Origin of the sequence: Bifidobacterium sp. MSTE12, from assembly GCF_000513015.1 — a bacterium.
Taxonomy (GTDB): domain Bacteria; phylum Actinomycetota; class Actinomycetes; order Actinomycetales; family Bifidobacteriaceae; genus Bifidobacterium; species Bifidobacterium dentium.
This window is the reverse complement of the sequence record NZ_AZYA01000041.1, coordinates 1-26,483: the sequence shown is the minus strand read 5'-3', so window position 1 is coordinate 26,483 and position 26,483 is coordinate 1. Positions and strand designations below refer to the sequence as shown.

18 protein-coding genes and 2 pseudogenes are annotated in these 26,483 nt (G+C 59.7%); 5 read left to right on the top strand and 15 right to left on the bottom strand.

Features of this window, described 5'->3' with window-relative positions; genetic code table 11:
• The 5 genes and pseudogenes from HMPREF1494_RS10365 to HMPREF1494_RS10345 form a co-directional block, all read right to left on the bottom strand.
• A pseudogene (locus HMPREF1494_RS10365) lies at positions 1-463 on the bottom strand (ABC transporter permease); the annotation flags it as partial.
• Between the two features lie 196 nt (positions 464-659).
• Entirely contained in the window at positions 660-1,610 is a 951-nt protein-coding gene (locus HMPREF1494_RS10360) for a carbohydrate ABC transporter permease (RefSeq protein WP_034522777.1), read from the bottom strand.
• Between the two features lie 6 nt (positions 1,611-1,616).
• Positions 1,617-2,741 (bottom strand): carbohydrate ABC transporter permease, encoded by a 1,125-nt coding sequence (locus HMPREF1494_RS10355; protein ID WP_034522773.1) that lies wholly within the window; start codon positions 2,739-2,741, stop codon positions 1,617-1,619.
• Between the two features lie 135 nt (positions 2,742-2,876).
• Positions 2,877-4,142, bottom strand: a pseudogene (locus tag HMPREF1494_RS10350) (ABC transporter substrate-binding protein).
• A 522-nt stretch (positions 4,143-4,664) separates the two neighbouring features.
• Entirely contained in the window at positions 4,665-5,678 is a 1,014-nt protein-coding gene (locus HMPREF1494_RS10345) for a LacI family DNA-binding transcriptional regulator (protein WP_003837914.1), read from the bottom strand.
• Positions 5,679-6,101: 423 nt separating this feature from the next.
• On the opposite strand from HMPREF1494_RS10345, the gene HMPREF1494_RS10340 reads away from it, so the two are divergent.
• Positions 6,102-7,607: an amino acid permease gene (locus HMPREF1494_RS10340; RefSeq protein WP_034522770.1), complete on the top strand. Its 1,506-nt coding sequence runs from the start codon at positions 6,102-6,104 to the stop codon at positions 7,605-7,607.
• Positions 7,608-7,720: 113 nt separating this feature from the next.
• Here the strand turns inward: HMPREF1494_RS10340 and HMPREF1494_RS10335 are convergent, their stop codons facing one another.
• Complete coding sequence (locus HMPREF1494_RS10335; RefSeq protein ID WP_034522767.1) at positions 7,721-9,913, bottom strand: alpha-galactosidase; 2,193 nt, start codon at positions 9,911-9,913, stop codon at positions 7,721-7,723.
• Between the two features lie 188 nt (positions 9,914-10,101).
• Between HMPREF1494_RS10335 and HMPREF1494_RS10330 the strand changes: the two genes are divergently transcribed.
• Positions 10,102-10,827: a hypothetical protein gene (locus HMPREF1494_RS10330; RefSeq protein WP_034522764.1), complete on the top strand. Its 726-nt coding sequence runs from the start codon at positions 10,102-10,104 to the stop codon at positions 10,825-10,827.
• Positions 10,828-10,893: 66 nt separating this feature from the next.
• Positions 10,894-11,517: a DUF624 domain-containing protein gene (locus HMPREF1494_RS10325; protein WP_034522761.1), complete on the top strand. Its 624-nt coding sequence runs from the start codon at positions 10,894-10,896 to the stop codon at positions 11,515-11,517.
• Here HMPREF1494_RS10325 and HMPREF1494_RS10320 read toward each other — a convergent pair.
• Positions 11,504-12,520 carry a family 43 glycosylhydrolase gene (locus HMPREF1494_RS10320; protein ID WP_034522759.1) on the bottom strand — a complete coding sequence of 339 codons (1,017 nt, stop codon included), beginning with the start codon at positions 12,518-12,520 and terminating at the stop codon, positions 11,504-11,506. The genes HMPREF1494_RS10325 and HMPREF1494_RS10320 overlap by 14 nt on opposite strands.
• A gap of 41 nt (positions 12,521-12,561) precedes the next feature.
• Between HMPREF1494_RS10320 and HMPREF1494_RS11525 the strand changes: the two genes are divergently transcribed.
• Positions 12,562-12,753, top strand: coding sequence for a hypothetical protein (locus HMPREF1494_RS11525; protein WP_129879527.1), 192 nt, complete (start codon positions 12,562-12,564; stop codon positions 12,751-12,753).
• 15 nt (positions 12,754-12,768) lie between these two features.
• Here HMPREF1494_RS11525 and HMPREF1494_RS10315 read toward each other — a convergent pair whose 3' ends face one another.
• The 6 genes from HMPREF1494_RS10315 to HMPREF1494_RS10290 form a co-directional block, all read right to left on the bottom strand.
• Positions 12,769-13,803, bottom strand: coding sequence for a LacI family DNA-binding transcriptional regulator (locus tag HMPREF1494_RS10315; RefSeq protein WP_003837927.1), 1,035 nt, complete (start codon positions 13,801-13,803; stop codon positions 12,769-12,771).
• A 232-nt stretch (positions 13,804-14,035) separates the two neighbouring features.
• Positions 14,036-16,747 carry a glycoside hydrolase family 2 protein gene (locus HMPREF1494_RS10310; RefSeq protein ID WP_034522757.1) on the bottom strand — a complete coding sequence of 904 codons (2,712 nt, stop codon included), beginning with the start codon at positions 16,745-16,747 and terminating at the stop codon, positions 14,036-14,038.
• Between the two features lie 108 nt (positions 16,748-16,855).
• The gene (locus HMPREF1494_RS10305; RefSeq protein WP_003837931.1) at positions 16,856-17,746 is read right to left on the bottom strand and encodes a carbohydrate ABC transporter permease; all 891 of its coding nucleotides are present in this window, start codon (positions 17,744-17,746) and stop codon (positions 16,856-16,858) included.
• Positions 17,746-18,807, bottom strand: coding sequence for a carbohydrate ABC transporter permease (locus HMPREF1494_RS10300; protein ID WP_012901790.1), 1,062 nt, complete (start codon positions 18,805-18,807; stop codon positions 17,746-17,748). The genes HMPREF1494_RS10305 and HMPREF1494_RS10300 overlap by 1 nt, the downstream gene beginning before the upstream one ends.
• A gap of 127 nt (positions 18,808-18,934) precedes the next feature.
• Entirely contained in the window at positions 18,935-20,311 is a 1,377-nt protein-coding gene (locus tag HMPREF1494_RS10295; protein ID WP_003837934.1) for an ABC transporter substrate-binding protein, read from the bottom strand.
• A 516-nt stretch (positions 20,312-20,827) separates the two neighbouring features.
• A complete protein-coding gene (locus HMPREF1494_RS10290; RefSeq protein ID WP_034522755.1) occupies positions 20,828-22,195 on the bottom strand; it encodes a GH1 family beta-glucosidase in 1,368 nt (455 codons plus the stop codon).
• A 173-nt stretch (positions 22,196-22,368) separates the two neighbouring features.
• Here HMPREF1494_RS10290 and HMPREF1494_RS10285 point away from each other — a divergent pair, with 173 nt between their 5' ends.
• Positions 22,369-23,430, top strand: coding sequence for a GDSL-type esterase/lipase family protein (locus tag HMPREF1494_RS10285; protein ID WP_003837938.1), 1,062 nt, complete (start codon positions 22,369-22,371; stop codon positions 23,428-23,430).
• A gap of 63 nt (positions 23,431-23,493) precedes the next feature.
• Here HMPREF1494_RS10285 and HMPREF1494_RS10280 read toward each other — a convergent pair whose 3' ends face one another.
• Both HMPREF1494_RS10280 and ilvC read right to left on the bottom strand, forming a co-directional pair.
• Positions 23,494-25,296: a sialate O-acetylesterase gene (locus HMPREF1494_RS10280; RefSeq protein ID WP_034522751.1), complete on the bottom strand. Its 1,803-nt coding sequence runs from the start codon at positions 25,294-25,296 to the stop codon at positions 23,494-23,496.
• 301 nt (positions 25,297-25,597) lie between these two features.
• Positions 25,598-26,483 (bottom strand): ketol-acid reductoisomerase (gene ilvC, locus HMPREF1494_RS10275; protein WP_034522748.1); only part of this gene is annotated, 886 nt, incomplete at its 5' end.

Here is a 26,483-nt window from a genome sequence, read left to right as displayed (position 1 = left end):
CTTGGGATGCTTCAGGTGTGACGGTGATGCGGTCGCCGATCGTATGGCCGGAATCCTTGATGAATTGCTTGGTAACTGCGACCTCACCGGATTTGGTCGGCATGCGACCTTCCTGCAGGTATGGCTGGTCGATGCCGTTCGTGCCGATTTCCTGCATGGTTACGGACTTGTCGCCGCCCACATCGATGGTTACGCTTTGCGAGCGCTCAGCCTGCACCTTCCGTACGCCAGTGACCCGTCGCAGCGCGGTGACATCGGCATCGCTCAGCCCAGCCGTCGACAACACCTGAATATCATGCATGCCCTGGGCGTCGAAGAACCGGTCCGACGCGAGGAACGCATCGCGACATCCCGCGTAGATGCCGGTGAGTACGGCCACGCCGAGCAGGGTAATCATGGCGATCGAGACGAATCGCTTCCACGATCGCAGCCACATGCGAATCATGTCTTTGACGAACGCCATTGTGCTCCTCCAGACGCGTGCCCCTTAAGAAAAACCTACTTCTTATTGAACACTACGAAACTGGAGAACATATGTCTGTGACACGCATCAACACGCATGAAACAGGGGTTGCGCCAGAGCGAGCGCAACCCCTGTAGCCGGCACCCTCGTCACAAGGGTACATGTATACGGCCCGACGGCGGAGGCCAAATCCGCATCAGCCCTTCACCGCACCGGCCATGATGCCGGAAACCAGTTGCTTGCCGGCGACAGCGAAGAGAAGGATGAGCGGGAAGGTGGTGAGCACCACGCCGGCCATCACGATGGTGTAGTCGGTGAAGTACGCGCCCTTCAGGGTTGCCGCGGCAACGGTGAGCATGCTGTTCTTGTTCGGGCCGAGAATAAGCATGGGCCAGAAGTAGTTGGTCCACTGCGCGATGAACGTGAACAGGAACAGCATCGCGGCCGCCGGCCGGGCTGCGGGCACCGCCACGGAGATGAAGGTGCGGAACATGGAACAGCCGTCCACGCGCGCCGCTTCGATCAGCTCGTAAGGCAGGGCGTCCTGCAGGTATTGCGTCATCCAGAACACGCCGAACGCGCTGACCAGACCCGGAATGATCACGGCCCAGATCGAACCGAACAATCCGGCCTTGTTGGCCATGATGTACAGCGGTACGATGCTCAACTGCTGCGGGATGGCCATGGTACCGATCACGATGGTGAACAGCACGCCACGGCCGCGGAACCGCAGTTTGGAGAATGAGTAGCCTGCCAGCGTGGAGAAGAACACCGTCGATACCGACGTGACGATTGCCACGAACAGGGTGCCGCTCAACGCCTGCCAGAATTTCATGGCGCCGAATGCGCGCGAGATGTTCTTGATCAGTCCGCTGCCGAAAATCAGCGCCTGCACGCCGTACTGCGTGCTGGAGCTGTTTTGCGACGCAATCGAAAGCGCCACATACAGCGGGAACACGAAAATCAGGATCGTCACGACGAGAATCGCATACGTGCCCCACCCTGCGCGGCGTCCTTCGCTGGTCACTTCCAACGTCTTACGACGGCGTTGTTTCGCTGCGGAACGGGCCACGCCCTTGCCGTACATCTGCTCAAGTGCCGGAGTGCCCAGATCGCGCTTGTTGCCTTCGTTGGTGATATCGGTCATCTTGGGTCACTTCCTTTCGGCGGCGTCGGTCGAAGCGGCCGTTGCCGAGGCTGCACGACGGGCCTCGACTCCCGATCGCTTTGCCAGCTCATATTCGGCTTCCTGCCGTGCGTTGAGTTCGGCCAGTTTGATTTTGTCGATCTTCGGCTGTCCGCCCGAGGCGAGTCGTTGCGTCAGCCAGAAGTTCAGCACGGCCAACAGCACGATGATCAGGAACAGGATCCACGCCACGGCCGCCGCGCGACCTAGGTTCGGCTGCCCGATCGTGACCTTGTTGAAGCCCATATCCCACAGGTATAGCGAGAGCGTGAGGTACTGCCGGTTCGGTCCGCCGTACCCGGAAGTGCCGTTGTGGAACATCTGTGGCTCGTCGAAGATCTGCAGTCCGCCGATGGTGGAGGTGATGATCACGAAGATCAATGTGGGCCGCAGCATCGGCAACACCACCGAACGGAAGGTGCGCCATTTGCCGGCGCCATCGACTACGGCCGCCTCGAGTACGTCGTTCGGGATGGCCTGCATGGCGGCGAGGAAAATCAGCGTGTTATAGCCGGTCCAGCGGAAGTTCACGATGGTGGCGATGGCCACATGCGACCAGAAGGCGTTGCCGTGCCACATGATGGGGTTCAGTCCGATATCGGTCAGCAGCACGTTGATGGCACCCATCTTGTCGGAGAAGATCTGCGAGAAGATGATGCCGGCCGCGCTCGGTGCCACGATGTATGGCAACAGCACTCCCATGCGCCAGAAGGTTTTCGCTTTGAGATTCGCGTTGAGGATCCATGCCAGGAACAGCGCCAGAATGATTTGCGGAACCGAGCTGAGGATGAAGATGGAGAAGGAATTGCGTAGCGCGTCCCAGAAGGATTGCTGGTGCAGTACCCAGTTGAAGTTGGCCCAGATGCTGGGCTCGTCGCTATTGCAGGTTGCGCCGCAGATGGCTACGCCGCCATCACCGGTCAGGGTGTTGTATTGGCGCGTTGCGATATATACAGTGAACAGCAGCGGGAACAGGCCCACCACTGCGAACAGCAGGAAGAACGGCGCGATATAGAGGTATGGAGACGCCTTCCATTCGAACTGTCCTAGCCGGGTGCGCCATGGGGTCGGCTGCTTGGTTGATCGTGACATGATTGCTCCTAGTTCACGTCGTTGTGATTGCAGAGGATGCCGGTTGCGTTGAGTGCGATGCGCTCAGAAGAAAGGACCCGACCCGGCCTATGGATGATGGGTTCGGCCGGGACCGGGTCCTTCACGAGATGTCTGTCAGCTTAGGGCCTTCACGTCTTCCAACCACTGCTTCCAAGCCTGGTCAGGAGTTTGTTCCTGGGTCGCATCGACGCGATTCAGGGCGTCGACCATCTTGGTCTGAATGTCGAAGTACTGGCTGCCCTTGTACGGGACGATGTCGTAGGCCTTCGCTCGGTTGGCGAAGATCTTACCCGTCGGAGCATCGTTCAGGTAGGCGTCGGTCTTGCTGGACACATCGGAGGAGGCCTGCGCACCTTCGGAGCTCGGATAGTTGTTGGCAGTGGTGAACACGGAGACCTGCTGATCGGCTTCGGTCAGCCATGCCACGAGCTTGGCGGCCTCGTCCTTGACCGGGGAGGATTCCGGAACGACCAGATAGGAGCCGCCCCAATTACCGCCACCACCCGGGAAGACGTCGGCGATATCCCAGCCTTGGAAATCCTCACCGGTGTTGCCCTTGATGTTGTTGATCAGCCATGCCGGGCACTGGATGGTGGCGAAGCCCGTGTCGGACTTGAAGGCTGCGTTCCAGTCGTCGCTCCACTGGGTCAGATGGGCGGACATATCCTTGGTGGCGGTCAGCTGGTCGTACAGATCCTTGATCTTGGCATTGTCGGCGGCAATAATCTTGTCGTCCTTGAATACGTAGGATTCCTCGACCTGATTGATCATGGACTGCCAATTACTGGCCATGGAGTCATACCACGGCAAGCCGGTCTTCTCGGTGTATTCCTTGCCCGCCTTGAAGAAGGAGTCCCAAGTGGCATCATCGCCGCCGAGCCATTCGGCCACGGATTCACGGTCGGACGGGAAACCCGCCTTCTCGAGCAGGTCCGCGCGGTAGCAGATGCCTTCAGGGCCGATGTCGGTACCCGCACCGATCAACTTGCCGTCGACGGTAGCGCTTTCGGATTTCCACGCCACCCAGTCGTTGTCTTTGGTGTAGGAGCTCAGATCAACGAACTTGTCGGGCATGGCGAGCAATGAGGGCATCCAGTCAACTTCGGCCACGTATACGTCATAGGCGTTGGAACCGGTGGAAATTGCGGTGTTGAAGGCTGCACGCGCATCATCGGAAGATGCGGCCGCGGTCTCTTCGATCTTGACGTTCGGATGGGCCTTCTCATACTTGGCCTAGAGGTCTGCACCCGGGCGTTCCGAAGTCGGCTTGCCGAAACCCGGATTGTTGAAGGTCTGCACCTTGATGGTGATCTTGCCGTCCGCACTTGAACTGTCACTGGAATTATTGGAACTTCCACAGGCACCTAGGCCAACGATCATGGCCAGGGCCGTGACGGATGCCAGTGCCGGCTTGAACTTGTTCATCTCGTCCTCTTTTCCTTGCAACGCACTGCGATGTACGTCACTCTCCCTTGTTCGTTGCACTGCTGTGTGCAACGATCTTGTGAGAAAACCTCGATGTTTTCTCACGTTTGATGGAACCGTTTCCATCAAGTGACTCCAAAGATACACCCTTTCAAGGGGTAACGCCATCATCTCGGCGTGTTGCACATGCCGATACAAATCGCTGATATTCCAATGCTTTTAGACATATTCGACCATGTTGACCGCCACTCTATCTTGCCCCCTGATATAGTTTCGTCGACTAACGAATATCGTCAATTTACTAAACTATTTTGCAAGCGGTTCCAAAAAACGTTTGACATGTGCCACGCAATCTCACGCATTGCAAGCACCTCAGCCACCGATGTGAGAATCTCATCCCTGCAGGAAATGCAACAACCGCAGCACCGTTCCCGCAACATGAAGACGGCACGTACGACGATAGGAAAAACACTTCCGTCAGGCGGATTCGCGACGGACCAGACGCACTGGAAAACGCTGGAACGAAACGCGCCACGTACCGTTTTCCAAACGATGCGCAAGCATGCGCGTAGCCGCCTCCGCCATATCATCCAGCGGTTGGGCGAGCGTCGTCAACTGCGGATTGAGCAGACGTGCGGCCTGCAGATCGTCGAATCCTACGACGGCGACATCCTGCGGCACCTGCTTGTCGAACCGGTCAAGCACATGCAACGCGCCAGCCGCAATCTTGTCGGAATGCGCGAAAACACCATCCACCTGCGGATACTCGGCAATAATCCGCTCCATGGATTTGAGACCGTTATCCATCTCATAACTACCCGCATACGAAGCGATCGGCTCAAGCCCCTGCTCCTTCAACGCGGCACGGAATCCGGCCGTACGTTCCTTCGGCGTGGGCATATCGCGCGGCCCCTCGATAAGGGCAATGTGCCTGCAGCCGCGTTCCACCAGCAATTTGCCGGCCTGATAACCACCGTCGTAATTGTCGACATCCACATATGGGCATTTGAAGCCCTTCGGCGGACTGCCGATGAACACGGTGGGCTTATCGAACCGTTTGAGCATATCGGCGAACTTACGGCCTTCATGAAAACTCGCCACCACCACGCCTTCAGCGCCGGAGCGATGTAGCAGCTGTTCGAACCCCTTGGCGTTATCGGGCTCGGCCAGAATCAGGAACGGCAGCAGGTTCTCCCGAGCGAGCGACATACTCAACTGGCCGAGAATGCCGGCCAGGAAGTCATCACGGAACAGGAAGTCCGTGGGCTCGTCCACCACCAATGCCACTACGTTGCTATGCCCACCGGTCAGACGCCTCGCCGCAGGATTCGGCACGAAATGCAGCGCCTCGGCAGCCTCCTGAACCTTCCGCCGGGTCGCTTCGGACGCCGAGCCGCCACTCAGGGCACGAGACGCGGTCGAAACGGCGACGCCGGCGCGCTGCGCCACATCACGTATGGTAACGACGGTCTTGCCTTCCTGCTGTTCCATAATCGCTGCCCACCTCTCGTTGGCCTTATACGCCCTGCCGCCTCGCCCGAAGCCACCGGAACCACCCCATCGTAAATTCCCTTACCTGAACGTTTCATGCATCGAGTCCATAGCGGTACCGCCGGCAACCGCATACCGGTCCTACCATCATAGGACATGCTTTTGGAAACGATTCCAGCGTTTCGGATCCACAATGCTCGCCATCGTCATGACCGTCTGACACCACGGCCATCATCCTGCCGTTCGCTGTAGGCATAGGGCACCCACGACACCCACATGGCGCCACGAACTCCATCTTCTCCCCCGCATCCGTCAGGCCCCGCAGACAAGAACCCTGGTTCGCCGTGAACGGTGACGTACGGATATGTGTGCGCTTGGATACAATCAGTGGTGTTCCAAAGCCAAGAGAAGAAGAGGCCATTCATGAGCGACGTCAATGCCGTGAATAAGCCGCGCGAAACCGACGACGTGCCGGTTCCGCCGACGCTACGCAAGTCACTGAAAAATCGTCACATCCAACTGATCGCATTGGGCGGTGCAATCGGCACCGGCCTATTCTACGGTTCCAGCGAATCCATCGGACTCGCCGGCCCGTCCATTCTGCTCGCCTACCTGATCGGCGGCCTCGCGATCTTCCTGATCGTGCGTGCGCTGAGCGAGATGGCGGTAGAAGATCCGAAAGCAGGCGCATTCAGCTACTACGCCACCCGCTACTGGTCGAAGCGCGCCGGATTCATCTCCGGCTGGAACTACTGGTTCAACTACGTACTCGTGGCCATGGTGGAACTTTCCGTAGTCGGTTCGTTCGTGAACTACTGGTTCCCAAACATCCCGAAATGGGTCTCGGCGGTCGTGTTCCTCGTGGCCATCGCCGCACTGAACCTGATGGGCGTAAACAAGTTCGGCGAATTCGAGTTCTGGTTCGCCATCATCAAAATCGTGGCCGTGATCGCCATGATCCTCGGCGGCCTGTACGTCATCATTGCGAACGTGCCGACCGCATCGGGCATCCGTGCATCATTCGCCAACTGGTTCACCATCGACGGCGGCTTCCTCCCGCACGGGTTGATGAGCCGTAACGCCGACGGCACTTGGACCGGCCTGATGATGGCGCTGGTCGTGGTGATGTTCAGTTTCGGCGGCACCGAGCTAATCGGCATCACCGCGGGCGAGACCGAGAATCCGCGCACCACCATCCCGAGGGCCACGAACGGCATCATCTGGCGAATCCTCGTGTTCTACATCGTGGCGCTCGGTGTGATCATGGCCGTGGTGCCGTGGAGCAAGATCGACGGCGACTCCAGCCCGTTCGTGCAGATCTTCGATTCCGTGGGCGTGCACGCGGCCGCCGGAATCCTCAACTTCGTATGCCTGACCGCCGTAATGAGCGTGTACAACTCGGGTCTGTACGCCAATTCCCGCATGCTCTACTCGCTGGCGAAGCAGGGCAACGCGCCGGCATATCTCGGCAAGCTCAGCAAACGTGGCGTGCCGGTCGGCGGCGTGATCACCTCCGCCATCATCATCGCCATCGCCGTGGTGGTGGTGTTCGTATGGCCGGAATTCGCATTCAACTATCTGATGTCGATCGCCACCATCGCGGCCGCCATCAACTGGACGATGATCATGATCACCGAGCTGAAGTTCCGCCGCGTAGTGGCCGCCGGCGACGGCCCGGCCGAACTCAAGGGCCTGAAGGGCCAGGAGGCGCTCGACAGGATCGTGTTCAAACTGCCGTTCGCCCGCGTGACACCGTATGTGGTAATTGCGTTCATGGCGCTGGTCGTAGTGCTGATGTGCTTCTCCGCCAGCTATCGCATCGCCGTGTACGCCGGCATCATCTGGCTGATCGTGCTGTTCGCCGCCTACCAGCTCACACAAGTACGGGGTGGCACCGCCGGGGATGGAGTCATGGCGCGAAACTCATGAATCCGACGCCCTTTTCGATGGTGGCGCGAAACTCATGAATCCCTCCTGGATTACGCGGGAGGGATTCATGAGTTTCGCGCCACCATTGGGTTCAACGGAACGGCATCGCCAGACTACAGCGCCTCCACCTCAAGCACGATCGCCTCAAGCGGCCACAGCGGCGGCAGCTGCAAACCGACCTGCTCAAGCAGCTGGCCCGAGACCCTGAAGCCGCCCATCTGCGCAGCGGTGATCCACTGCGGGGTATTCCAGCCCCAGCGCACTTCGCCGACCTCATCACGCAGACGTACGCCGTACGTACGTTTCGGATCGAGGCCCTTCATGCGCAGACGCTCGGTGAGCACGTCATGCAGATTGGTGACGGTGGCCACCACCCACACGGCATGCTTGCCGTCATCCGAAACCACGCCACGGCCACGCAGCGCCGAATCCTTGAAGTCGGCGTGCATCACGGTGCCGTGATGCAGCACGCCACGCAGTTCCTTATACAGGCTCACGAACGCCTTGAGCTGTTCGACCTCTTCGTCGGAGCATTCGAGAATGTTCCATTCAAAACCGGAACAGCCTTCAAGCGAGATGGCCGCACGGTAACTCAGCTCGGTGGCGCGCCATGTGGAGTGCGCCGGCGACGGGCCTACATGCGCGCCGATCATTTCCGGCGGCACAACGAGCTCGGTGTAGCGCTGGATGTCCACGCGGTCGCGCGGGTCATTGGAATCGGAGCCCCAGATGCGGTCGGCATGCTGCAGAATGCCCGCGTCGGTACGCGCACCGCCGGAAGAGCAGCTTTCGATTTCCAGCTTCGGGAATTCCTTTTTGAGATCGTCGAACAATCGATAGCAGGCGAGGGTCTGCTCGTGCAGACCGTAGCGGCCGTCATGCACCGGTTCGGTGACATCACGATTGTGATCCCACTTGATGTAGTCGATACCGAGCTGTTCGACGAGCGCTGCCATCTGGTCGTGCACATGTCGGTAGGCGTCCGGATTGGCCAGATCGAGTACATACTGGGTGCGGTAGGAGACGTCTTCGCGGTATGGCACGGCCTCCGGGGCGGCGAGAATCCAATCGGGATGCTCGCGGGCGCAATCGGAGTCGAGGTTCACCATTTCCGGCTCGAACCACAGGCCGAATTGCATGCCGAGGTCGTGCACATGCTGGGCGATGCCGTCGAGGCCATTCGGCCAGACCTCCGGATCGACCACCCAGTCGCCCAGGCCCTTGGTGTCGTCACGGCGCTCATGGAACCAGCCGTCGTCGAGCACGAAGCGTTCCACGCCCACGGCTGCGGCGCGGTCGGCAAGCTTTTTCAGCGTGGATTCGTCGTGGTTAAAGTACACGGCCTCCCACGTGTTGAGCGTGAACGGACGCGGACTCGACACATGCTTCGGCAGGGAGCGCAGCCACGTATGGAAACGGGAGGCCATACCGTCAAGGCCGTTTGCGGAGTAAGAGAAGCACACTTGCGGAGCCGTATAGGATTCGCCGGCGGCCAACTGAATCTCACCCGGTCCGAACAGTTCGCCAGCGCCGATGAGCGGCTCGTGCGGCGGCATGTTGTCGATGCGGTAGGTTTGGTTGCCGCTCCATGCGAGATGGCAGGCCCAGACTTCGCCTTCCGACCACTTCGGCTCGCCATCGGAAGCGATGAACATCCACGGGCTTTCATGGCTGGTCTTGCCGTGGCGGCATTCACGGGTCACGGAACCGGACGGCATCACGGCGGTACGAGGCTGCTTCTCAAGAGGCCAACGACCGGTGAACTGGGTAAGGGTGTCGGCCCGACGCGGCATCGGCAGGGTGGATTCCAGCCAGTTGACGGTCAGCGCGGCGGCATCCGGATTGTCGGTTGCGTCGATGTTGGTGACGGTCTGTTCGACCAGTACCAGGCCACCCTTCTTGATGGAGAGCTTCAGTTCCAGTTTGACGGCGTTGACGGCGTCTTCGGCCACGATGTTCAGCGTGTTGGCTTCGGTTTCGCCACCGGCAGCGATCGGAGAGACGGTGACGGAGGCCCAACGCACGAATACCGGCTTGCCGCCACGATAGGCCTCCAGGCCCGGGCGGCCGGCGAAGGCCTCGGCACCTTGCGGCAGCAGTGACGGGCGCAGCGCGGCATCCGGCTTCTCCTGTGGCGGAGTGACCTTCAGCGTCATCGCGTCAAGCTGGTTGAGCGCGGATTCATCGGACGTAATGCCGAAATCCCCTCCCCAATACTCGACCTGCGGCATTTCGCCTTCCGGGGTCTTGAGCACGAGGCATACGCCGTCACGACGCAGCACAACATGTGGTCCCTGATCAAACATCGTTGTCTCCTTGGGCTGTTTCACGTGGTTTCCACGGCAAGGACGTCAACCCTTGCAATGAGCATAATTGACTTTTACGGAAAACCAGTATATATTAAGCGCTTAAGTAGAGCAAGTGGCGGCATGGCGCCCCACAACGCATATTGCACGCAACGCACGATAGCATTGGCGCTAAAGGGGTGATCGTCATGGCATTGAGCACGCAGCTTACCGAGGAACAGCAGGAGGCCATCAACACACTGGCCTCGGCTCCGGCATACGCCAATGAATCCAAACTCTCCATCTTCCGCCAGCTGCCTTGGCGCAAGAAGCTGGAATACTTTCGCGAGCATTTTCTGATACCCGTCGCAGCGGCTGCGATCATCATCGCATTGGTGACGTTCCTCGCGGTGCGCTTTATCTCCCCTGACGCACGCCCCGCATTGTACGCGGCCGTCGTCGACGACGCACTGACCACCAGCGAAGCCACGAATCTGCAAAACGAGCTGGAAGACAAGCTCGGCGTCAGCGTGATCATCGACGACTATTTCGATATGGACAAAGACGGCCTGACCAAGCTGCAGACCATGATTTCCAGCAAGCAAATCGACGTAATCATCGCCCCGCATAAGATTTTCAAGCAGCTGGCCGGCTACGGATACCTCACCAATCTCGAATCGACCGTCAGCAAGTCGGACAATACCAAGCTCGATGACGCAACTGTACAACTTAAGGGCTTCAGCGATGCAGACGACGACGGGATCGACTCGTCCGGCACCGGCAAAGGCGCGTCGAAATCCTACGGATTGAAGCTTTCCGACGCGGCAGGTTGGACGAGCATCGCAGACAGCGACCACAGCGCGCTCATCGGCATCGCAACCGGCACCAAGAACACCGGCACCGCGCAGCGATTCATCGACTGGCTATACCGATAGGCAGTCGACCGCATCGCAATCGCATGACGCCGTACATAACGCAATAGCAGCAACCGAAGGACTGACATGGCATCGAATTTCTTTCGCGAAGACAATCCGTACAACGTGGTGATGAGCACCATCGGCGATCTGGCGATGCTGTCAGTCGCCTGGTTCGTCGGATCGATTCCGATCGTCACCATCGGCATCTCCACCTCCGCCGCATGCGAGGTGGCGCGCACCATGCAGGAGGCACGCGATCACGGCATCTTTCGCGGCTATATCGCCGCGTTCAGACGACGCATCGGCACGAATTTCGCACTGTCGCTGATCATCGCCGCAGTATGGGCGCTGGCCGCCTTCGACTTGAGGTTCCTGTCGATGCAACACGGTGGCGACACCATCTCGCTCGTCTACGGCGTCACCGTCGCGGTGTTTGCGATTCTCGGCGTGATGCTGGCGTTCGTACTGCCGCTTTCCGGTCGCAGCAAGCTAAGCGTGACCGAACAGATCAGACAATCGTTCAAACTGGCCGTGCTCAAGCCGCTCGTCGCCATCGCAGTGTTCGCGCTTGACGTTCTGCCGATCGTACTGCTGGCCACCGTGCCGGGCGCCATCATATGGGTGCCGCTGCTGTGGATTATCGTGGCGAGCGGCGGCTCATTCTGGCTACAGATACTGATGATTCGCAAGGCCTTCAAGCTGGAATAGCCGGAACCGAGCCGGCGGGCCGAATGTCCAACGGACGCACATAGGAACCGACCTGAGGGCGCACCTGCTCAAGCGAGCCGTCGGGCAGATGATTGAGCGGGGCGAACACCGTCTCACGATGGCATCCATCTCCGCCGGCCCATCGACCGGACGGATGGTAGGCGAAACGATGATAGGCGATAATCCATTCGTCAGTGCCGGGAATGTTCACGATGTTATGGTGACCGGTGCCGTATAAGTGAAGCCCGGGATTCTGCTCGACCAGCACGCGGGGTTCGCTCCACGGCCCCGCCAACGATTCGGCTACCGCGTACTTCACGCAGTATGCCGGGTCCCTGGTGTCGTTTTCCGACCAGCTCGCGTAATACAGACCGTCATGCCTGTGTACCCAGATCGCCTCTCGAAAGTCACCCGGAATCCAGCCGATCGCCTTGGATTCGTCGAAGCTCAGGCAGTCGTCGGAAAACGGCGCGATCCACGCCTTGCCATTGCCCCACAAAAAATAGCGGGTGCCGTCATCGTCGATGAATACGCCCGGATCGATGGTGTGGCAGCTGAAGGTCCCCTTACGCACAATCGGTTCGACAGTAGGGATGAAAGGCCCATATGGAGTGTTGGCCACGGCGGTGCCGATCTGCGAATCAGCCACGAACAACAACACATATCGTCCGTCGGCGTTACGCACTATAGACGGCGCCCACGCGCCATCCGAACCCGTCCACCATGGTACGTCGCGCAGGTCGAGCGCCGGGTAACGCTCCCAATCCATCAGATTGTCGGAAACGTACACGCTGAACGCAGTGGAACCCCAGTCATCGACGCCGTCGTCGGTGCAGTACAGAAAGTATCGGCCGTCGAAAATTGCCAGATTCGGGTCGGCGCAATAGCGATGCAGTGGATTGGTGGCAAGTGCGACGTTGTTCACGCGATACGGCAGATCATGCCGATCGATGGTTCGAGCGGACGTTTCCACGGCACAAACGGGGGCATCGATTTCAGTCATTGCAACCTCTTCTTTCAAACTATTCGCGTCAATTCACACCGATGCGTCAGTCAGGAGCGGCCGGGTCGAGACGGGACGGACGATTCCGCACCGTCAGCACTGATCTGAACGATTTGGCGGCCAAAGCCGTCAACCTGCTGCTCAAGCGCATCGACGAGGACGGCACGGATTTCAAGCCCGAAAAGCTCACAGCCGATTTCCGGCTCGTCCGACGCGAATCCACCGGAAGGTAGACCGAACGGACACCGTCATCGTTCAGCGGGAACCGGGCCGGTGGTGCCGCGCTGCCGCAACTCATACGGCTCTTCCATGACGTTACCAACGCGCTCACCGTCGATGAGCTTGAGCAACAGCTCGGCGGCCTTCGTACCGGTGCCCACCACATCACGGCCCATGGCGGTGAGGTTCGGATAGGCGGCGGTGCACATGAAGGAATCATCCCAGGACATGATCGACAGGTCATCGGGCACCGTAATGCCTTCGGCCGTCGCCACACCGAGGCCGGACAGCGCCATCACGTCGTTGTCGTAGATGATGGCCGTGGGATGTTCCGGGAACGACAGCAGCCTCTTGGTGGCCTCGGAACCGGTTTCCGGCGTGTAGTCGGTGTGCAGGCAACGGTATCGCATGCCCAACTCGGTGGCCACGTCGGAGAAAGCGGAATCACGGATGTAGGAATGTGCGAGCATTTCCGGGCCGGCCACGCGTGCGATATGGCGGTGGCCAAGGTCATACAGATACTGTACCGCCTGTCGAACGGCGTCGGCGTCGGCGCTCGACAGCGTCGGTAGATTGCCGGATACGGATGCGTCCGCGATGGCAAGCACCGGCATCTCGGTGTGCTCCTCGAGCAAGGTCACGCATGGGTCGCCCAATTCGATGTTGACCAGCAGCATGGCGTCCACATTGCCTGTGGCGATCCAGTCCTTGATGATGGATAGTTTGGCGTGCTCGCCCACGGCCATGCGCACCAGCAGCGAGTAGTCATGCTTTTCAAGCTCGGCGCCAAGACCGGAGATGAGCTCCATCATGTAGGATTCCACCGCAAGCAGTTTCGGATCGTAGCCGAGCACCAGACCGATGCGCTGGGTTTTGGATTTGGCCAGCGCCTGTGCCGCCCCATTGGGCTTCCAGCCCAGTTCATGGGCGATTTTCAGCACTTTGGCACGGGTGTCCTCGGAAACCCCGGATTTGCCGTTCAATGCATACGAGACCGCACTGCTGGAGACTCCGGAAGCCTTGGCGACATCAAAAATCGTCACCTTACTTTTCTGCACGGCCATGCTGATGCATCCTTCTTCATCTTTGAACTTAAGCGATTACTTAAACTGTTCTTTAGTTATCATACAGCAAAAGCGCCGCCAGACCTACGAATCTAAGTGTTTGCAACACTTTAATCGCTTAAGGTCGGCAACGCTTTCACTTATGCTTCGGCTTAACAAGCGCCATCAACTGAACGTTCAGTGAATCATCACCCGGTGAATCCTCACGTCATCTCGGCCGATGGGCGCTCGACTACCACTCGCGCTTCAGATCATTGGCGCTACGCAACACGTTGGCCGCGGCGAAAGACTGCGGATCGTCGTCGGAACCGGTGTCGATGCGCAACGTGACGATCTCGCCCGGCAGCAACGAGACCATGCCGGCATCGACGCTGGCCTTGGCGTCAATCTTGTCGGCCATGCAGAACAGGTCGCGCACGTAGCTCGTGGCGGTGACCTTGAGCTCCACCCCGCCGTCGACGCGAGATGCCACGGTCCCAAACGCTTCAGCCGGTGCGGCAAGCTTCTGCCCGATGACTTCGGCCGGGTTGAAGATCACGCGGGCGAAGGCGCCGTCGGACGCAGTGGCCACGACAAGCTCGTTGCCGGCGTCGGCGTAGTCCACGATCTCCTCGGCCAATGGCAGACCCACATGCGAAACCGCGTCAAGCTCGACATCGAAGGTCTGGGAGGCAAGCACTTCACCGGCCAAGGTCATGCGTTCCACCTTCCAAGAGCCCTTCCAGGCCTCGCGGGTGTCGTTGAGCACAATCAGCTCATAGTGGTCGTTGGCCGTCCTGACGCCTTCCCAGCTGTGGGTTTCGCGATATTCCTCGGAGACGCGCGGCTGGATGGTAGCCAGACGCGGTGCGAAGAAGTCACGGGAGGCGTACCATAGCGGCTTGCGCTGACCGTTGAAATCCACTGCCGCCCAGGAGACGACCGGCCAGTCGTCGTTGAGCTGCCAGATCAGCGCACCGGCATTGACCGGCTCAAGGGAGCGCATGTGCTCTACACCGAAACGCATGGCCTGCGCCTGCTGCAACTGGCATGCCCAGTGCCAATCCTCGATATCGGCCCAGTTGTCGGTCGGAATGAGCCAGCTGTGCTCGCCGTCGGACGGTTTGCCGTTGACCACGCCACCGAAGCTCACGTCGTCGAGATGGCCGGGAGTGATGTGCGAACGCATGCCTCGGGCCAGCTTATAGTTGCCGCCGGAGGCCTTCTGGTGCACCAGCATCTGCTTGCCGAACGGCTCCAACTCGTCATCGTGCACGGCACCGGTGAGCGTGCTCCACGCCGGCGGTGCCTGGTAGCCAAACTCGTCGGCGAAGCGCGGGGTGTACTGCGCATACACGGTGTAGTCGGCGCGGTTCCAAGCGTCCCAGATGTGCATGGTGCCGTCGGTGTCGAAATTGGCGCCCACGAACTTGGTGAAGCTCATCGGCGAGCTCGGCAGGTAGGCGGAACGGCCCGGATCGAGCTCGGCCAACAGGGCCGGGAACAGCTCGGCATAGTAGTAGTCGCCCCACGGCTTCTCGCCGTAACCGTACTCGTTGGCCGGCAGATCGTCGTCGCGCAGGGCCTGCTTGTAGCCGCCCCATTCGGAGTAGGCCACGTAGTTCTCGTTGGATCCGTTCCACACGATCAGGCTGGCGTGCTCGGACAGACGGGTGATATGCTCACGGGCTTCGGCTTCGACTTCGGCCTTGGTTTCGGCGTCTTCCGGATAGGCGGCGCAGGCAAGCATGAAGTCCTGCCAGACCATGATGCCGTTGCGGTCGCACAGATCGTAGAATTCGTCGGATTCGTAGATGCCGCCGCCCCAGGCACGCACCATGTTGGAGTTGGACTCCACCAGATCACGGATGCCGCGTTCGTAGTCGCGCTCAGCCACGCGGGCGATGAAGGCATCGTCCGGAATCCAGTTGTAGCCGTGCGCGTGCACAGGCACGTCGTTGACGTAGATCTGGAATGGACGACCGACGTTGTCGGCACGGGTGTCGACATGCACGGTACGGAAGCCGACATGGCCGTTCCAAGCCGCTTCGGCGGAATCGCCGGCAGCGACGGCAACATCATACAGTGGCTGATCGCCGTAACCGATCGGCCACCACAGCTTCGCTTCCGGTACGGCGAGCGTCAGCACGGTTTCATTGCGGCCTTCGGCGACCACGCCGTCGGCGGCGACATCGGCACCGAAGCCGGACAAGCCGACATGTACCGGCACCGCGGCACGCACGGAATGGCACTCGTATGGGGACATGATGCGGCCCTTGCCGGCACGTTCGATCTCGACATGCACGTTGAGCAGGCCGGTGCCGTCGGCGGCGACGTCGACCAGCGGACGCACGGAGGCGATGCGCACCCCGGACCAGGAGTCGATGCCGATCTCGCGCCAGATGCCGGCGTTGGCCACGTCGATGCCCCAATCCCAGCCGAAGGAGTAGCTCGGCTTGCGAATCTGGTTGAATGCATGATGCTCGGTATGCGGATAGTAGCCGCGGGCCTGCTCCATACGATCGGATTCGCGTACCGGCGAAGTGAAGGTGACGGTCAGTTCGTTGGAGCCCTCGCGAAGCAGGTCACGCACGTCCCAACGGTAGGAGCGGTGGAAGTTGCGGGTGGAGGCGACCGGACGGCCGTTCAGCGCGACATCGGCGATGGTGTCGAGGCCGTAGGCGACCAGATCATGCCGGTCGGCGCCATTGTCATGCCAATCGAAGCGGCAGGTGAAGCGCCAGTCAACGTCGCCGATCCACTGCTGGTCGTTCTCGTTGGCGCCATCGAACGGATCGGCGATGAGTCCCGCGTTCAGCAGGTCCAGCGTGGCCTCTCCCGGCACGGTAGCCGGAATGCCAGCGGCGAGCGCTTCGCGTAGCGATTCAGGGGCGGCTTCGATGTTGACGGCCGTCAGCGTCCATCCGTCCGCAAGCGGGGCGAACGTGCTAGGAGTGTGAGTCATGCGAGGAATCCTTTGTAAGAAAAGAGGGGTAAGGCCGTACCGGCGATGATAGATCTTGGCACGGCCTTGGATGATGAAAAGAGAGTCTTCAGTTATATGTGCGAAGGATTATTCCTTCACGGCACCTGCCGCAACGCCGTTGTAGATCTGCTTCTGGAAGATCAGGAAGGCGATCAGGGCCGGCAGCAGGGTGATGATCACGCCTGCGCAGATCAGGTTGTACTTGGAGCCCTGCGGGCCGGTGAAGGCGTACAGCGAGATGGCCACCGTGCCGAGTTTCTGCTTGTCCTGCAGATATAGGTTGGCTGAGTAGTACTCGTTGTAGATGCCGACGCCCTTCAGGATCAGGCAGGTCACGATTGCCGGCTTCAGCAGCGGCAGGAGGATGCGGCTGTAGATGGTGAAGTAGCTTGCGCCATCCATCAGCGCGGCCTCATCGAGGGAGATCGACAGATTCTCGAAATACTGGATGAAGATGTAGATCGAGATCACGTCGGTGCCCATCGACATGATGATGTAGCCCCACAGCGAGTTGATCAGGTGGAAGGTGCCCATGATCTTGTAGACCGCGACTTGCATGGCGATGCCGGGCAGCAGGGCCGCCATCATGAACGCGGTACGGATCAGGGCGTTGCCCGGGAACTGGAAGCGGGACAGCACATAGGCCAGCTGGGTGCCGATGATGGTGGTCAGGAAGCAGACGCACACGAGCACGATCACCGAGTTGCGGAAGGCGATGCCCATGTTCGACAACTTGAAGGCCTCGGCATAGTTCTCGAAGTTGAAGATGTTCTTCGGGAAGGTCATCACGGAGGTGGAACGCCACTCGTCGGTGCCCTTGGCCGCGGTGAAGAAGCAGGTGACCAGCGGCAGCAGAATCCAGAAGGTGATGAACACCAGGCTGAAATACTTGAGGAAGCTCAGAACCCACAGCTTGAGATGATAGCCGAAGCTTACCTTCTGTACCTCGGCCTGCGGTGCGACGGTTGCAGTAGTCATCACGCACTCACCTTTCCGTTCTTGAACAATGGAGCTTTGCCGGCCTGGACCTTGTTGGCGGCCTTCATGGCGCGCCTGCGGGCCTTGTCGGCCTTCTTGGCCTGCTTGCGGGCCTTTGCGGTACCGTCGTCGGCATCCCTGAACAGGAAGCCCATGACGATCTTCTGCAGCAGGGTGCAGATGATGATGATGATCAGCAGGATCACGGCCATGGCGGATGCCAGGCCCACCTTCTGGTCGGTGTGTGCGATCTTGTCCATCTGCACCATGTAGGTGCCGGTGCCGTTGGCGCCGGAGGTGATGACGTACGGGCCTTCGAAGGCGGAGAGCGAGCCGGTGATGGACAGGATGATGTTCAGCACCAGGATGGTCTGGATGCCCGGCAGGATGATGTGCTTGAACTGCTGCCATTTGTTGGCGCCGTCGATTTCGGCCGCTTCGTACAGCGAGGAGTCGATGGACATGATCGCGCCGATGAACAGGATCAGGGTTGAGCCGAGGTAGCGCCAGATGGAGGAGGCCACCAGCGACCAGTTGTTGATGGACTGGTCCCTCAGCCAGTACGGCAGCGTGTCCTGGGTGAAACCGCACCACTGAAGCACGGTGTCGAGCACGTAGCCACGGGTGTAGAAGAACTTGAAGATGAAGCCGACTGCGATGCCGTTGATCAGGTAGGGGAAGAACATCGCGCCCTTGAAGAACGAGCCGCCACGGACGTGGAACGCCAGCACGGTCGCCAGATACAGGGCCAGGGCCACCTGAATGAGTGCGCCGGCCATGTAGTAGAGGCTGAGCTTCAGGGTGGCAAGCAACTCCGGTCGGGTGAAGATGTCGATGTAGTTCTTCATGCCGATGAAGCGCGGGGTTCCGATGTACTTCATCTTGTAGAAGGAGTATCCACACATCTGGATGAACGGCCAGTAGGTGAACACCACGAGCAGTGTGACCGGGATGACGCAGAAGGCGACGATGATGCCGGCCTTCTTGTAGTCGCGCTTATGGGGATTGAAAGGGATGTCATCCACGGAGGTGGCCGTGGCACCCGCAATCGCGGTAGTCATGATTCTCTCTTTTCGTTGACGTACCAGTGATATGAAAAGCCGGCGGCCGCAACCGGTTGGGAGCGGTCGCCGGCAGGAGAAAGGGATGGAGGAGAAGTCTTGGCTGGCCTAGGCCGGCCGGCGACGATCAGTACTTGGCTTCCGCGTCGTCGTCCTGCATCGCCTTGTACCAGGCGTCGTTCCAGTCCTTCATGATGTCGTCGAAGGACTTGTCCTTGTTGGCGGCGTGCTCGACGATGGCCTGAACGCGCTTGTTGCCGTTGGAGTTGATGCCCAGCTCGGAGTCGGAGTTGACCTCGGTGAACAGATCCTCTTCGCCTTCGAGGGAGTCTGCGTCAGGCTCCATGGTGACGTCCTTGAAGTCCTCGTAGATGGACGGCAGGTCGGTCTCGCCGTACTTGATCGGGATGCCGCCTTCGTTCATGGCGTAGCCGGATTCCTCGGTGAGCCACTTGACGAAGATCATGGCGGCTTCCTGGTTGTCCTTGGAGGACTTCTTGTTGATGCCCATGGAGTAGTTGCCACCCATGGAGGCATACTGCTTGCCCTTGATGGAGATCGGGAACGGCATGTAGCCGATGTCGTCGGCGTTGTCGCCGGCCTGCTGCATCTGGGTCACGGCCCAGGCGCCCAGCACCATGGTGGCGATCTGGCCGTTGTTGATCATGCTCTTGGAGGACTCCCAATCGGTGGTGGAGTAGTCTTCTTCGGTCAGACCGTCGGCAACGGCATCGTAAAGAATCTTGTAGACGTTGTAGGCGTGGGTGCCGTCACCCGGATCCTTGAACGGGGCCTTGGTGTGAACCAGCTTCTGGTTCATGTACTTGGTGTCACCGGTTGCGGTGGTGCCGATGTAGGCATCCCAGGCGCCCATGGTGAAGCCGGCCGCGTAGTTAGTGTACAGCGGGATGGCGTCGGTCTTTTCCTTGATGAGCTTGAGGTCGGCGATGAACTCTTCCGGAGTGGTCGGCAGCTCGGTGATGCCGGCCTTCTTGAAGACGGCCTTGTTGTAGACGACGCCGGAGGTCTGGCCGTCGGTGGCGACGCCGTAGGACTTGCCGTCGTAAGCCTTCTCGGAGGCGAGCTTGACCTGCTTCTGCATGGTATCGAGGGAGCCGTAGGAGATGAAGTAGTTCTCCAGTTCGGACTTGTCGACAGACGGAATCATCATGATGTCGCCCCAGTCGCCGCCCTGCAGGCGGGTCAGCGCGTTATCCGCGTAGTTGGTGTCGGTCTGGGCCTCGACCTTGATGTTCGGATAGATCTTGTTGAAGTCGGCGATGTAGGACTTCCAGTTCTTGCCCGGATAGGAATCCAGGCCCATATCGGTACGGCCGTTGTAGAACTTGATGCTGGCCGTAATGTCCTTGCCGGTCTCGCCGAGCTTGATCTTGTCGTAGGTCAGGTCCGTCACGCCACTGGAGTCGTTGCTGCCACCGCAAGCTGCCATGCTCACCGCGCAGACGGCCGCGACACCGGCTGCGACGATCTTCTTGAGATTCATCTTCTGATCCTTCCTTATGAATCACTTGTTCATCACCGTTGAAGACTCGGCACCGATTCTTCGTTGGTGATGCCTCTCATCTCAGGCCTCTCTGCCTGCCTTTGATGAAGTGGTGATTATTACGATAAGTGAACCCCTTAAGTTTGTCAAGCGCTTAAGTTGTGTCGTGTCGCGCCACAGCCGTGCGATTCTTCAGCCAATCGCACATTCTCAGCATTTTCTCAATTTTCTTTAAACGTTGGAAAATCAGCTATTTCGGCATCCTATCGGAATACCGGCAAGCATTCAGTAAGTTAACATTAATGGCGTTAACGTTAATTTCTTTACCCGAGTGTCGTTAAGCGCTTAAGTACCCTTTGTTTACCCGTCGCCATGCCGTAGTCACACTGGAAATCGGCGCATTGCGCCAATCGGAGGTGTGACGCGTCGGCAGACTTAAGCACGAACGGAATGCGCGACGGCCACACCCATCCACCCACCTCAGTCATGGTGCGGATCACGGATGTCATCGACCCCTCAGCCACGCGAGGCGATGAAGTCTCGGTACCACAGGAAGCTGTCCTTCTTCGTGCGCTCCTGGGTGGCGTAATCGACGTAAGTGATGCCGAATCGCTTGGCATAGCCGAAATACCACTCGAAATTGTCGAGCAGCGACCACACGAAATAACCGCTCAGCGGCACGCCATCGTCCAATGCACGCTTCGCGGCGGCGAAATGTCGCTCAAGATAATCGATGCGATCGGCGTCATGCACCGCCTTGGTACCGTCCTCGTTCACGACCAGCTGGTCCCTGCAGGCCATGCCATTTTCGGTGATGACCAGATCGACCTCCGGATAGCGGTCATGCACACGCATCAACGTGTCGTACAGGCCCTGCGGGTCGATGTTCCATCCCATGTCGGTGTGCGGACCGTCGGTCGGCAGCCAATCGATGTCGGAGGCGCCGGGGCAGGTGGACGGGCCGGTCTCCTGCGGGAACTGCGGACGGTCGCTCATGGCCACACGATTGGTGGAGTAATAGTTGACGCCCAGCACATCGATCGGCTGGTGCGCGTTCTCCAGATCACCCGGCTGTATGAAGCTCCAGTCACAGATGCCCTTGGTGATGGCGAACAGTTCGTCAGGGTAGCGGCCACGCAGCATCGGATCAAGGAAGGCACGATTGGCGATCAGGTCGAGACGATGGCAGGCATCGGCATCACCGCGATTGAACGGCATGTTCAGCGTGACCGAATACTTCGACTTGTCGCCGACGATGCCGCGCACCGCCTGCACCATCAGGCCGTGGGCGAGATTCAGATGATGCACCGCCGGAAATGCGCCCGGACCGAGTCCCAGCCCCGGAGCCTGCTCCTTCGCACCATAGCTCAGATATGAGGCGCACCACGGTTCGTTCAGCGTGGTCCATGTGTCGACGCGGTCGCCAAGCCGTTTGGCGATGACGGCCGCATAGTCGCCCAGCGCATAGGAGGTCACACGATTGAGCCAGCCGCCCGCATCCTCCAGATACTGCGGCAAATCCCAGTGGTAGAGCGTCACGACCGGCTTGATGCCGTACTCGAGCAAGGTATCGACGATGCGCTCGTAGAAGTCGAGACCCTTCGCATTCGGGATGCCGTTCGGCGTGGGCATGATGCGCGGCATGGCGATCGAGAAACGGTAGGCATCCACGCCCAAATCGTTGAGCAGCGCCAGATCCTCCCGCCAACGATGGTATGAATCCGTGGCTACGTCGCCGGTATCGCCTGCGAAGGTGGCTCCCGGAGTATGGCTGAAAGTATCCCAGATCGAGGGGCAGCGACCGTCCTCGTTCACCGCGCCTTCGATCTGATAGGCTGCCGTAGCCGTACCGAAAACGAAATCCTTCGGGAATGTGTTCTCCATTGCACGTCCTTTCCTGAAGCGGTTAAGATAGTGTTTGGTCTTTTATTCTAAAGTACCGCCCTCGGCAACGCGCACGAAAGGGGTGCCATCATCATCACCTGGAATGCGCGCGAGGTAACGGATATCTCTATGATTGCCTCAAAGATGTGAATCAGAAGGTAAGGAAGCTTTCCATGCATACAATCACATTTGACGATCCGGCACTGCGATTCATGGGACGCATCGATGACGATAATCCGAAAGCACCGATCTGGGTGTTCCCATATACGCAGGTCTCGTTCCGCTGCACCGGCTCCCACATACGCGTAAAGCTACGCAACCACTGGAATTACGGCGACATCTTTCTCGGAGCCATCATCGACGGACTGGAAGTGAAAGTGCCGGTGCCAATCGACGCCACGACCATCACCCTAGCCGAGCATCTGCCGGATATCGAGCATGAAGTGACGATCTTCAAGCGTCAGGACGGCGGCATGTGTCATCTTGAGATGCTCGGCATCGAACTGGATGACGGCGCGACCATCCTGCCGCCGGCCGATGCGCGACCGCCACGTCGTATGGAGGTGTATGGCGATTCCGTCTCCTGCGGCGAACGCAACGAGGCCATACGCTACGTAGGTCAGGCCGATCCGGAAGTCGATCTGAGCGGGTATTCCGACAGCTGGCATTCGTATGCGGCGATTGCCGCGCGGATGCTCGGCGCGGAACTGCACGACATATCGCAGGGCGGCGCTCCCCTGCTCGACGGCATCGGCTGGTTCAATGCACCGCACTATCTGGGCATGGAAAGCATGTGGGACCGCATTGCATACAATCCGGCGCTGGGTGAGACGAAGCCTTGGGATTTCACACGGTATACGCCGCATGTCGTGCTCGTGGCATTAGGGCAGAACGATGCGCATCCGCATGATTTCATGGCATCGGATTACGCGGGGGAAGCGGCCCGGCACTGGCGTACGCGCTACGTCGATTTCATACATGCCCTACGTGCGAGGTATCCGAAGGCGCTGATTGTGCTCGCCACCACGATTCTGGTGCACGACCCGGCATGGGACCGTGCGATTGACGAAGTGTGCGAGACGGTACGTTCCGAAGGCGACATCCGTGTAGAGCATTTCCTTTACTCCCGCAACGCCTCCGGCACCCACGGCCATCCACGCATCCCCGAGGACGAGGAGATGGCCGGCGAGCTGGTCGCCTACCTGGAGTCCTTCGGCCCGGATGTATGGGAGTGACGTGCGGGACCGAACACCGATGCGATTCCGGCAGCAATCGGGCGATCGGCTACCGCCCTACCTTCAGTCCTCGCGGTCGGTGAGATCCAAACGGAACGGCTGGGCGGGCAGGTCGTCGCTGTTGAACAACGGCGCCGGCCCCCAACTGTGCCAGGCGTACCGCAACGCCACCGGCTTGGGGACCTCGGAGGTTGCCAACGTGATCGTACCGATGCTGCGGCTGTTGATCGGGATGCCGAATTCCGTAGCGTTGTAGTCGACCACGTTGATCTTCGCATTGACCAGATCTTCGATATCGCAATCCACGAAAATCGCCGCCGTCGCTGGATGGAACATACCGTCGACACCGGCCAGCTCAAAACCGGAACGCTCGGCATTGCGCACCAAGGAAGGCAATTGGTCGACGAAATCATCATCGGTATCATCCGGTGTGACGCCCTCGAAATGCAGACCGTGCGCATACCGGAAGAACAGGCAGACATGGCCGTTCTCACCGCAACGGAATCCCAACACCGTGGGACCGTACACCGGCACGTCGTCAAGGCCGTAGATCTGCCGCAACGCGCACTCCGCCAGGCGTTCGCCCGGCGTGCGTTTGTCGGTCGGATGCACGTTGTCGAATTCCCCGCAGTCAATGGTGCAGATGGCGTACACATTGTCGATGGTCTGCGCCGCATCCCACTGGGCCTCGCGCAACACCGGCCAGAGCATCGGATCGGTGCCCGCGTCGGCATGGCCCTTATCGATCCACTGCGGCAGTTGCACGATGAGGAACGGTAGATTCTCGCTCCACAACGCGCGCCATTCACCGATCATCATGCCAAGCAACTCACGGTAGGATTCGCAGTACGGTTCATCCTCCTCGCCCTGATACCACAGGAATCCCGCCAGCGAATACGGCACGACGCGTTCGAGCATGGCATGGAACGGACCCGTCGGACGCCACTGCGAGGTCGGCGTGACCGGCGGCGGCCATGGGCATTCGCCATATCGTTGGTTCAACGTATCCCAAGTGACATCCGGGTCCGCTTCGCGCGCAGCTGCGATCGAAGCGTTCCAAGTGTCGAAACGTTCCTGCCAAGCGGAGGTCTCCAGATCGAACTGCGCCTGCGTCTTGCCCGCGATCGCTTCGTCGAATCGGGTGAGATAGCCCTGCCCCGCTTCACTGGATCGCAGGGCGTCTTCGCTCATCCAACAGCTGATCGACGTACCGCCGATATAGCAGTCGATGATGCCGATCGGCAGATCGGGATCAAGCTCGTCGCGCAGCTTGCGTGCGAAATAGTAGGCGACGGCACTCATCACACCACTGTTTTCCGGAGAGGACTCCTGCCAGCCGGAGGCATTCTCGGCATTGCGGTCGATCACACCGGTTTTCGGCACATTATAGAAGCGCAGCAGCGGATCGGTGCAGTCCTCGAGCTCCGCATCGGCATCATCGCTGTTGCGCAACTCAAGTTCCATATTGCTTTGGCCTCCGGCCAGCCAGACCTCGCCGATAAGCACATCATGGAATTCGATTGAGTCGTTGCCCGCGGTCACACGTAGTGTGTACGGGCCGCCTTCGGACTGGGCCGGCAGCATGATGCGCCAGTAGGAGAAGCCATGCCTGACCTCCATCGAAGCGTAGGCGTGCGCCTGAGCCACAGGGGAACCGTCAGGCGTACAGATCGCCGCCGTAACCTCAAGGCCGGCACAATCGGCATTCAACGCGCCGAACACCACGATCGGCTTATTGCGTTGCAACACCATGTGCGAGGCGAAAATCGGAGCGACGTACAGCACTCCGGATGCGGTACGGTTTTCCGCCGGCTCAGCCGAGGTCATCATGTCGGAACCGGGTGCGGGACCAGTCGCTGTAACCATAGCTTCTCTTCCTATCGAATCGTCCTATGCACAAATCGTAGGCGAAAACTCATAAAAAATCCGGCAATCAATCATCTGGCGAGTGTCCTGCCAACGCGGCGTTACCACCTATCATCCCCTCGAAGTGACCGCGTGCACGCCACCGAATCGTACGCGGCACAACGTTATGCCGCCCCTCCTGCGTCTGCTTCCATTGGCATAGGGTTGGGATGCCATGCAAAAAGGCGACCACTCCGAGTGGGGGTGGTCGCCTTTCATCGATTGCTGGTCAGCCGGTTTCAGTCAGCCGATCCGCGGATGCTCACTGCACCTGAGAACGGGCGATCTTGCCGGTGAAGGTAGCCATATCGGCGTCGTCGTCCTGGCCGTTGTTCCAGGAGAACATGGCGCGCAGCTTCGGGCCGACGGTCTCGATGCGAACGTTGCCGTACTCCTCCTGCAGTTCCTTGAACTTCGGAGCGCCGGCATCCTGATCGTCGATGAACTCCTTGGCGAAGGAGCCGTCCTGGATGCGGCCCAGGTGGTACTGCATGCGCTTGCGGCAGTCCTCGTTGATGACGGTGTTGGTGTAATCGCCGTACTGGGCGGTGTCGGAGCAGGACCAACGGGCCTTGTTCAGGCCACCCTCGTTCATGAGGTCGACGAGCATCTTGAGCTCGTGGCAGACCTCGAAGTAGGCGATCTCCGGCTGATAGCCGGCGTCGGTGAGGACCTCGAAGCCCATTTCGACAAGCTTGTTCACGCCACCCATGAGCACGTTCTGCTCGCCGAACAGATCGGTCTCGGTCTCTTCCTTGAAGGTGGTCTTGATGGCGCCGGCGCGCAGGGCACCGAGGGCCTTGGCGTAGGCCAGGGTGATGTCCCAAGCGTCGCCGCGCGGATCCTGCTCAACGGCCACCACGACCGGGACGCCACGACCGTTGGCGTACTCACGGCGCACGATGTGGCCCGGGCCCTTCGGGGCGACCATGAAGACCGGGTGATCCTCGCTCGGCTTGATGTAGCCGTAGTGGATGTTGAAGCCGTGGGCGAAGGCGATGGCCGCGCCCGGCTTGATGTTCGGCTCGATGTCGTTGGCCCAGATGGTGCGCTGGTACTGATCCGGAGCCAGGATCATGATGATGTCGGCCTCAGCGGCGGCTTCCGGAACGGACTTGACTTCCAGGCCCTGCTCCTTGGCCTGCTCG

Coding starts and splice junctions, on each gene's coding strand:
- HMPREF1494_RS11525 (WP_129879527.1), top strand. CDS start 12,562: ATGCGTCAGTCAGGAGCGGCCGGGTCGAGACGGGACGGACGATTCCGC.
- HMPREF1494_RS10285 (WP_003837938.1), top strand. CDS start 22,369: ATGCATACAATCACATTTGACGATCCGGCACTGCGATTCATGGGACGC.
- HMPREF1494_RS10345 (WP_003837914.1), bottom strand. CDS start 5,678: ATGGAACAGCAGGAAGGCAAGACCGTCGTTACCATACGTGATGTGGCG.
- HMPREF1494_RS10335 (WP_034522767.1), bottom strand. CDS start 9,913: ATGTTTGATCAGGGACCACATGTTGTGCTGCGTCGTGACGGCGTATGC.
- HMPREF1494_RS10340 (WP_034522770.1), top strand. CDS start 6,102: ATGAGCGACGTCAATGCCGTGAATAAGCCGCGCGAAACCGACGACGTG.
- HMPREF1494_RS10305 (WP_003837931.1), bottom strand. CDS start 17,746: ATGACTACTGCAACCGTCGCACCGCAGGCCGAGGTACAGAAGGTAAGC.
- HMPREF1494_RS10360 (WP_034522777.1), bottom strand. CDS start 1,610: ATGACCGATATCACCAACGAAGGCAACAAGCGCGATCTGGGCACTCCG.
- HMPREF1494_RS10330 (WP_034522764.1), top strand. CDS start 10,102: ATGGCATTGAGCACGCAGCTTACCGAGGAACAGCAGGAGGCCATCAAC.
- HMPREF1494_RS10320 (WP_034522759.1), bottom strand. CDS start 12,520: ATGACTGAAATCGATGCCCCCGTTTGTGCCGTGGAAACGTCCGCTCGA.
- HMPREF1494_RS10310 (WP_034522757.1), bottom strand. CDS start 16,747: ATGACTCACACTCCTAGCACGTTCGCCCCGCTTGCGGACGGATGGACG.
- HMPREF1494_RS10295 (WP_003837934.1), bottom strand. CDS start 20,311: ATGAATCTCAAGAAGATCGTCGCAGCCGGTGTCGCGGCCGTCTGCGCG.
- HMPREF1494_RS10280 (WP_034522751.1), bottom strand. CDS start 25,296: ATGGTTACAGCGACTGGTCCCGCACCCGGTTCCGACATGATGACCTCG.
- HMPREF1494_RS10300 (WP_012901790.1), bottom strand. CDS start 18,807: ATGACTACCGCGATTGCGGGTGCCACGGCCACCTCCGTGGATGACATC.
- HMPREF1494_RS10355 (WP_034522773.1), bottom strand. CDS start 2,741: ATGTCACGATCAACCAAGCAGCCGACCCCATGGCGCACCCGGCTAGGA.
- HMPREF1494_RS10325 (WP_034522761.1), top strand. CDS start 10,894: ATGGCATCGAATTTCTTTCGCGAAGACAATCCGTACAACGTGGTGATG.
- HMPREF1494_RS10290 (WP_034522755.1), bottom strand. CDS start 22,195: ATGGAGAACACATTCCCGAAGGATTTCGTTTTCGGTACGGCTACGGCA.
- HMPREF1494_RS10315 (WP_003837927.1), bottom strand. CDS start 13,803: ATGGCCGTGCAGAAAAGTAAGGTGACGATTTTTGATGTCGCCAAGGCT.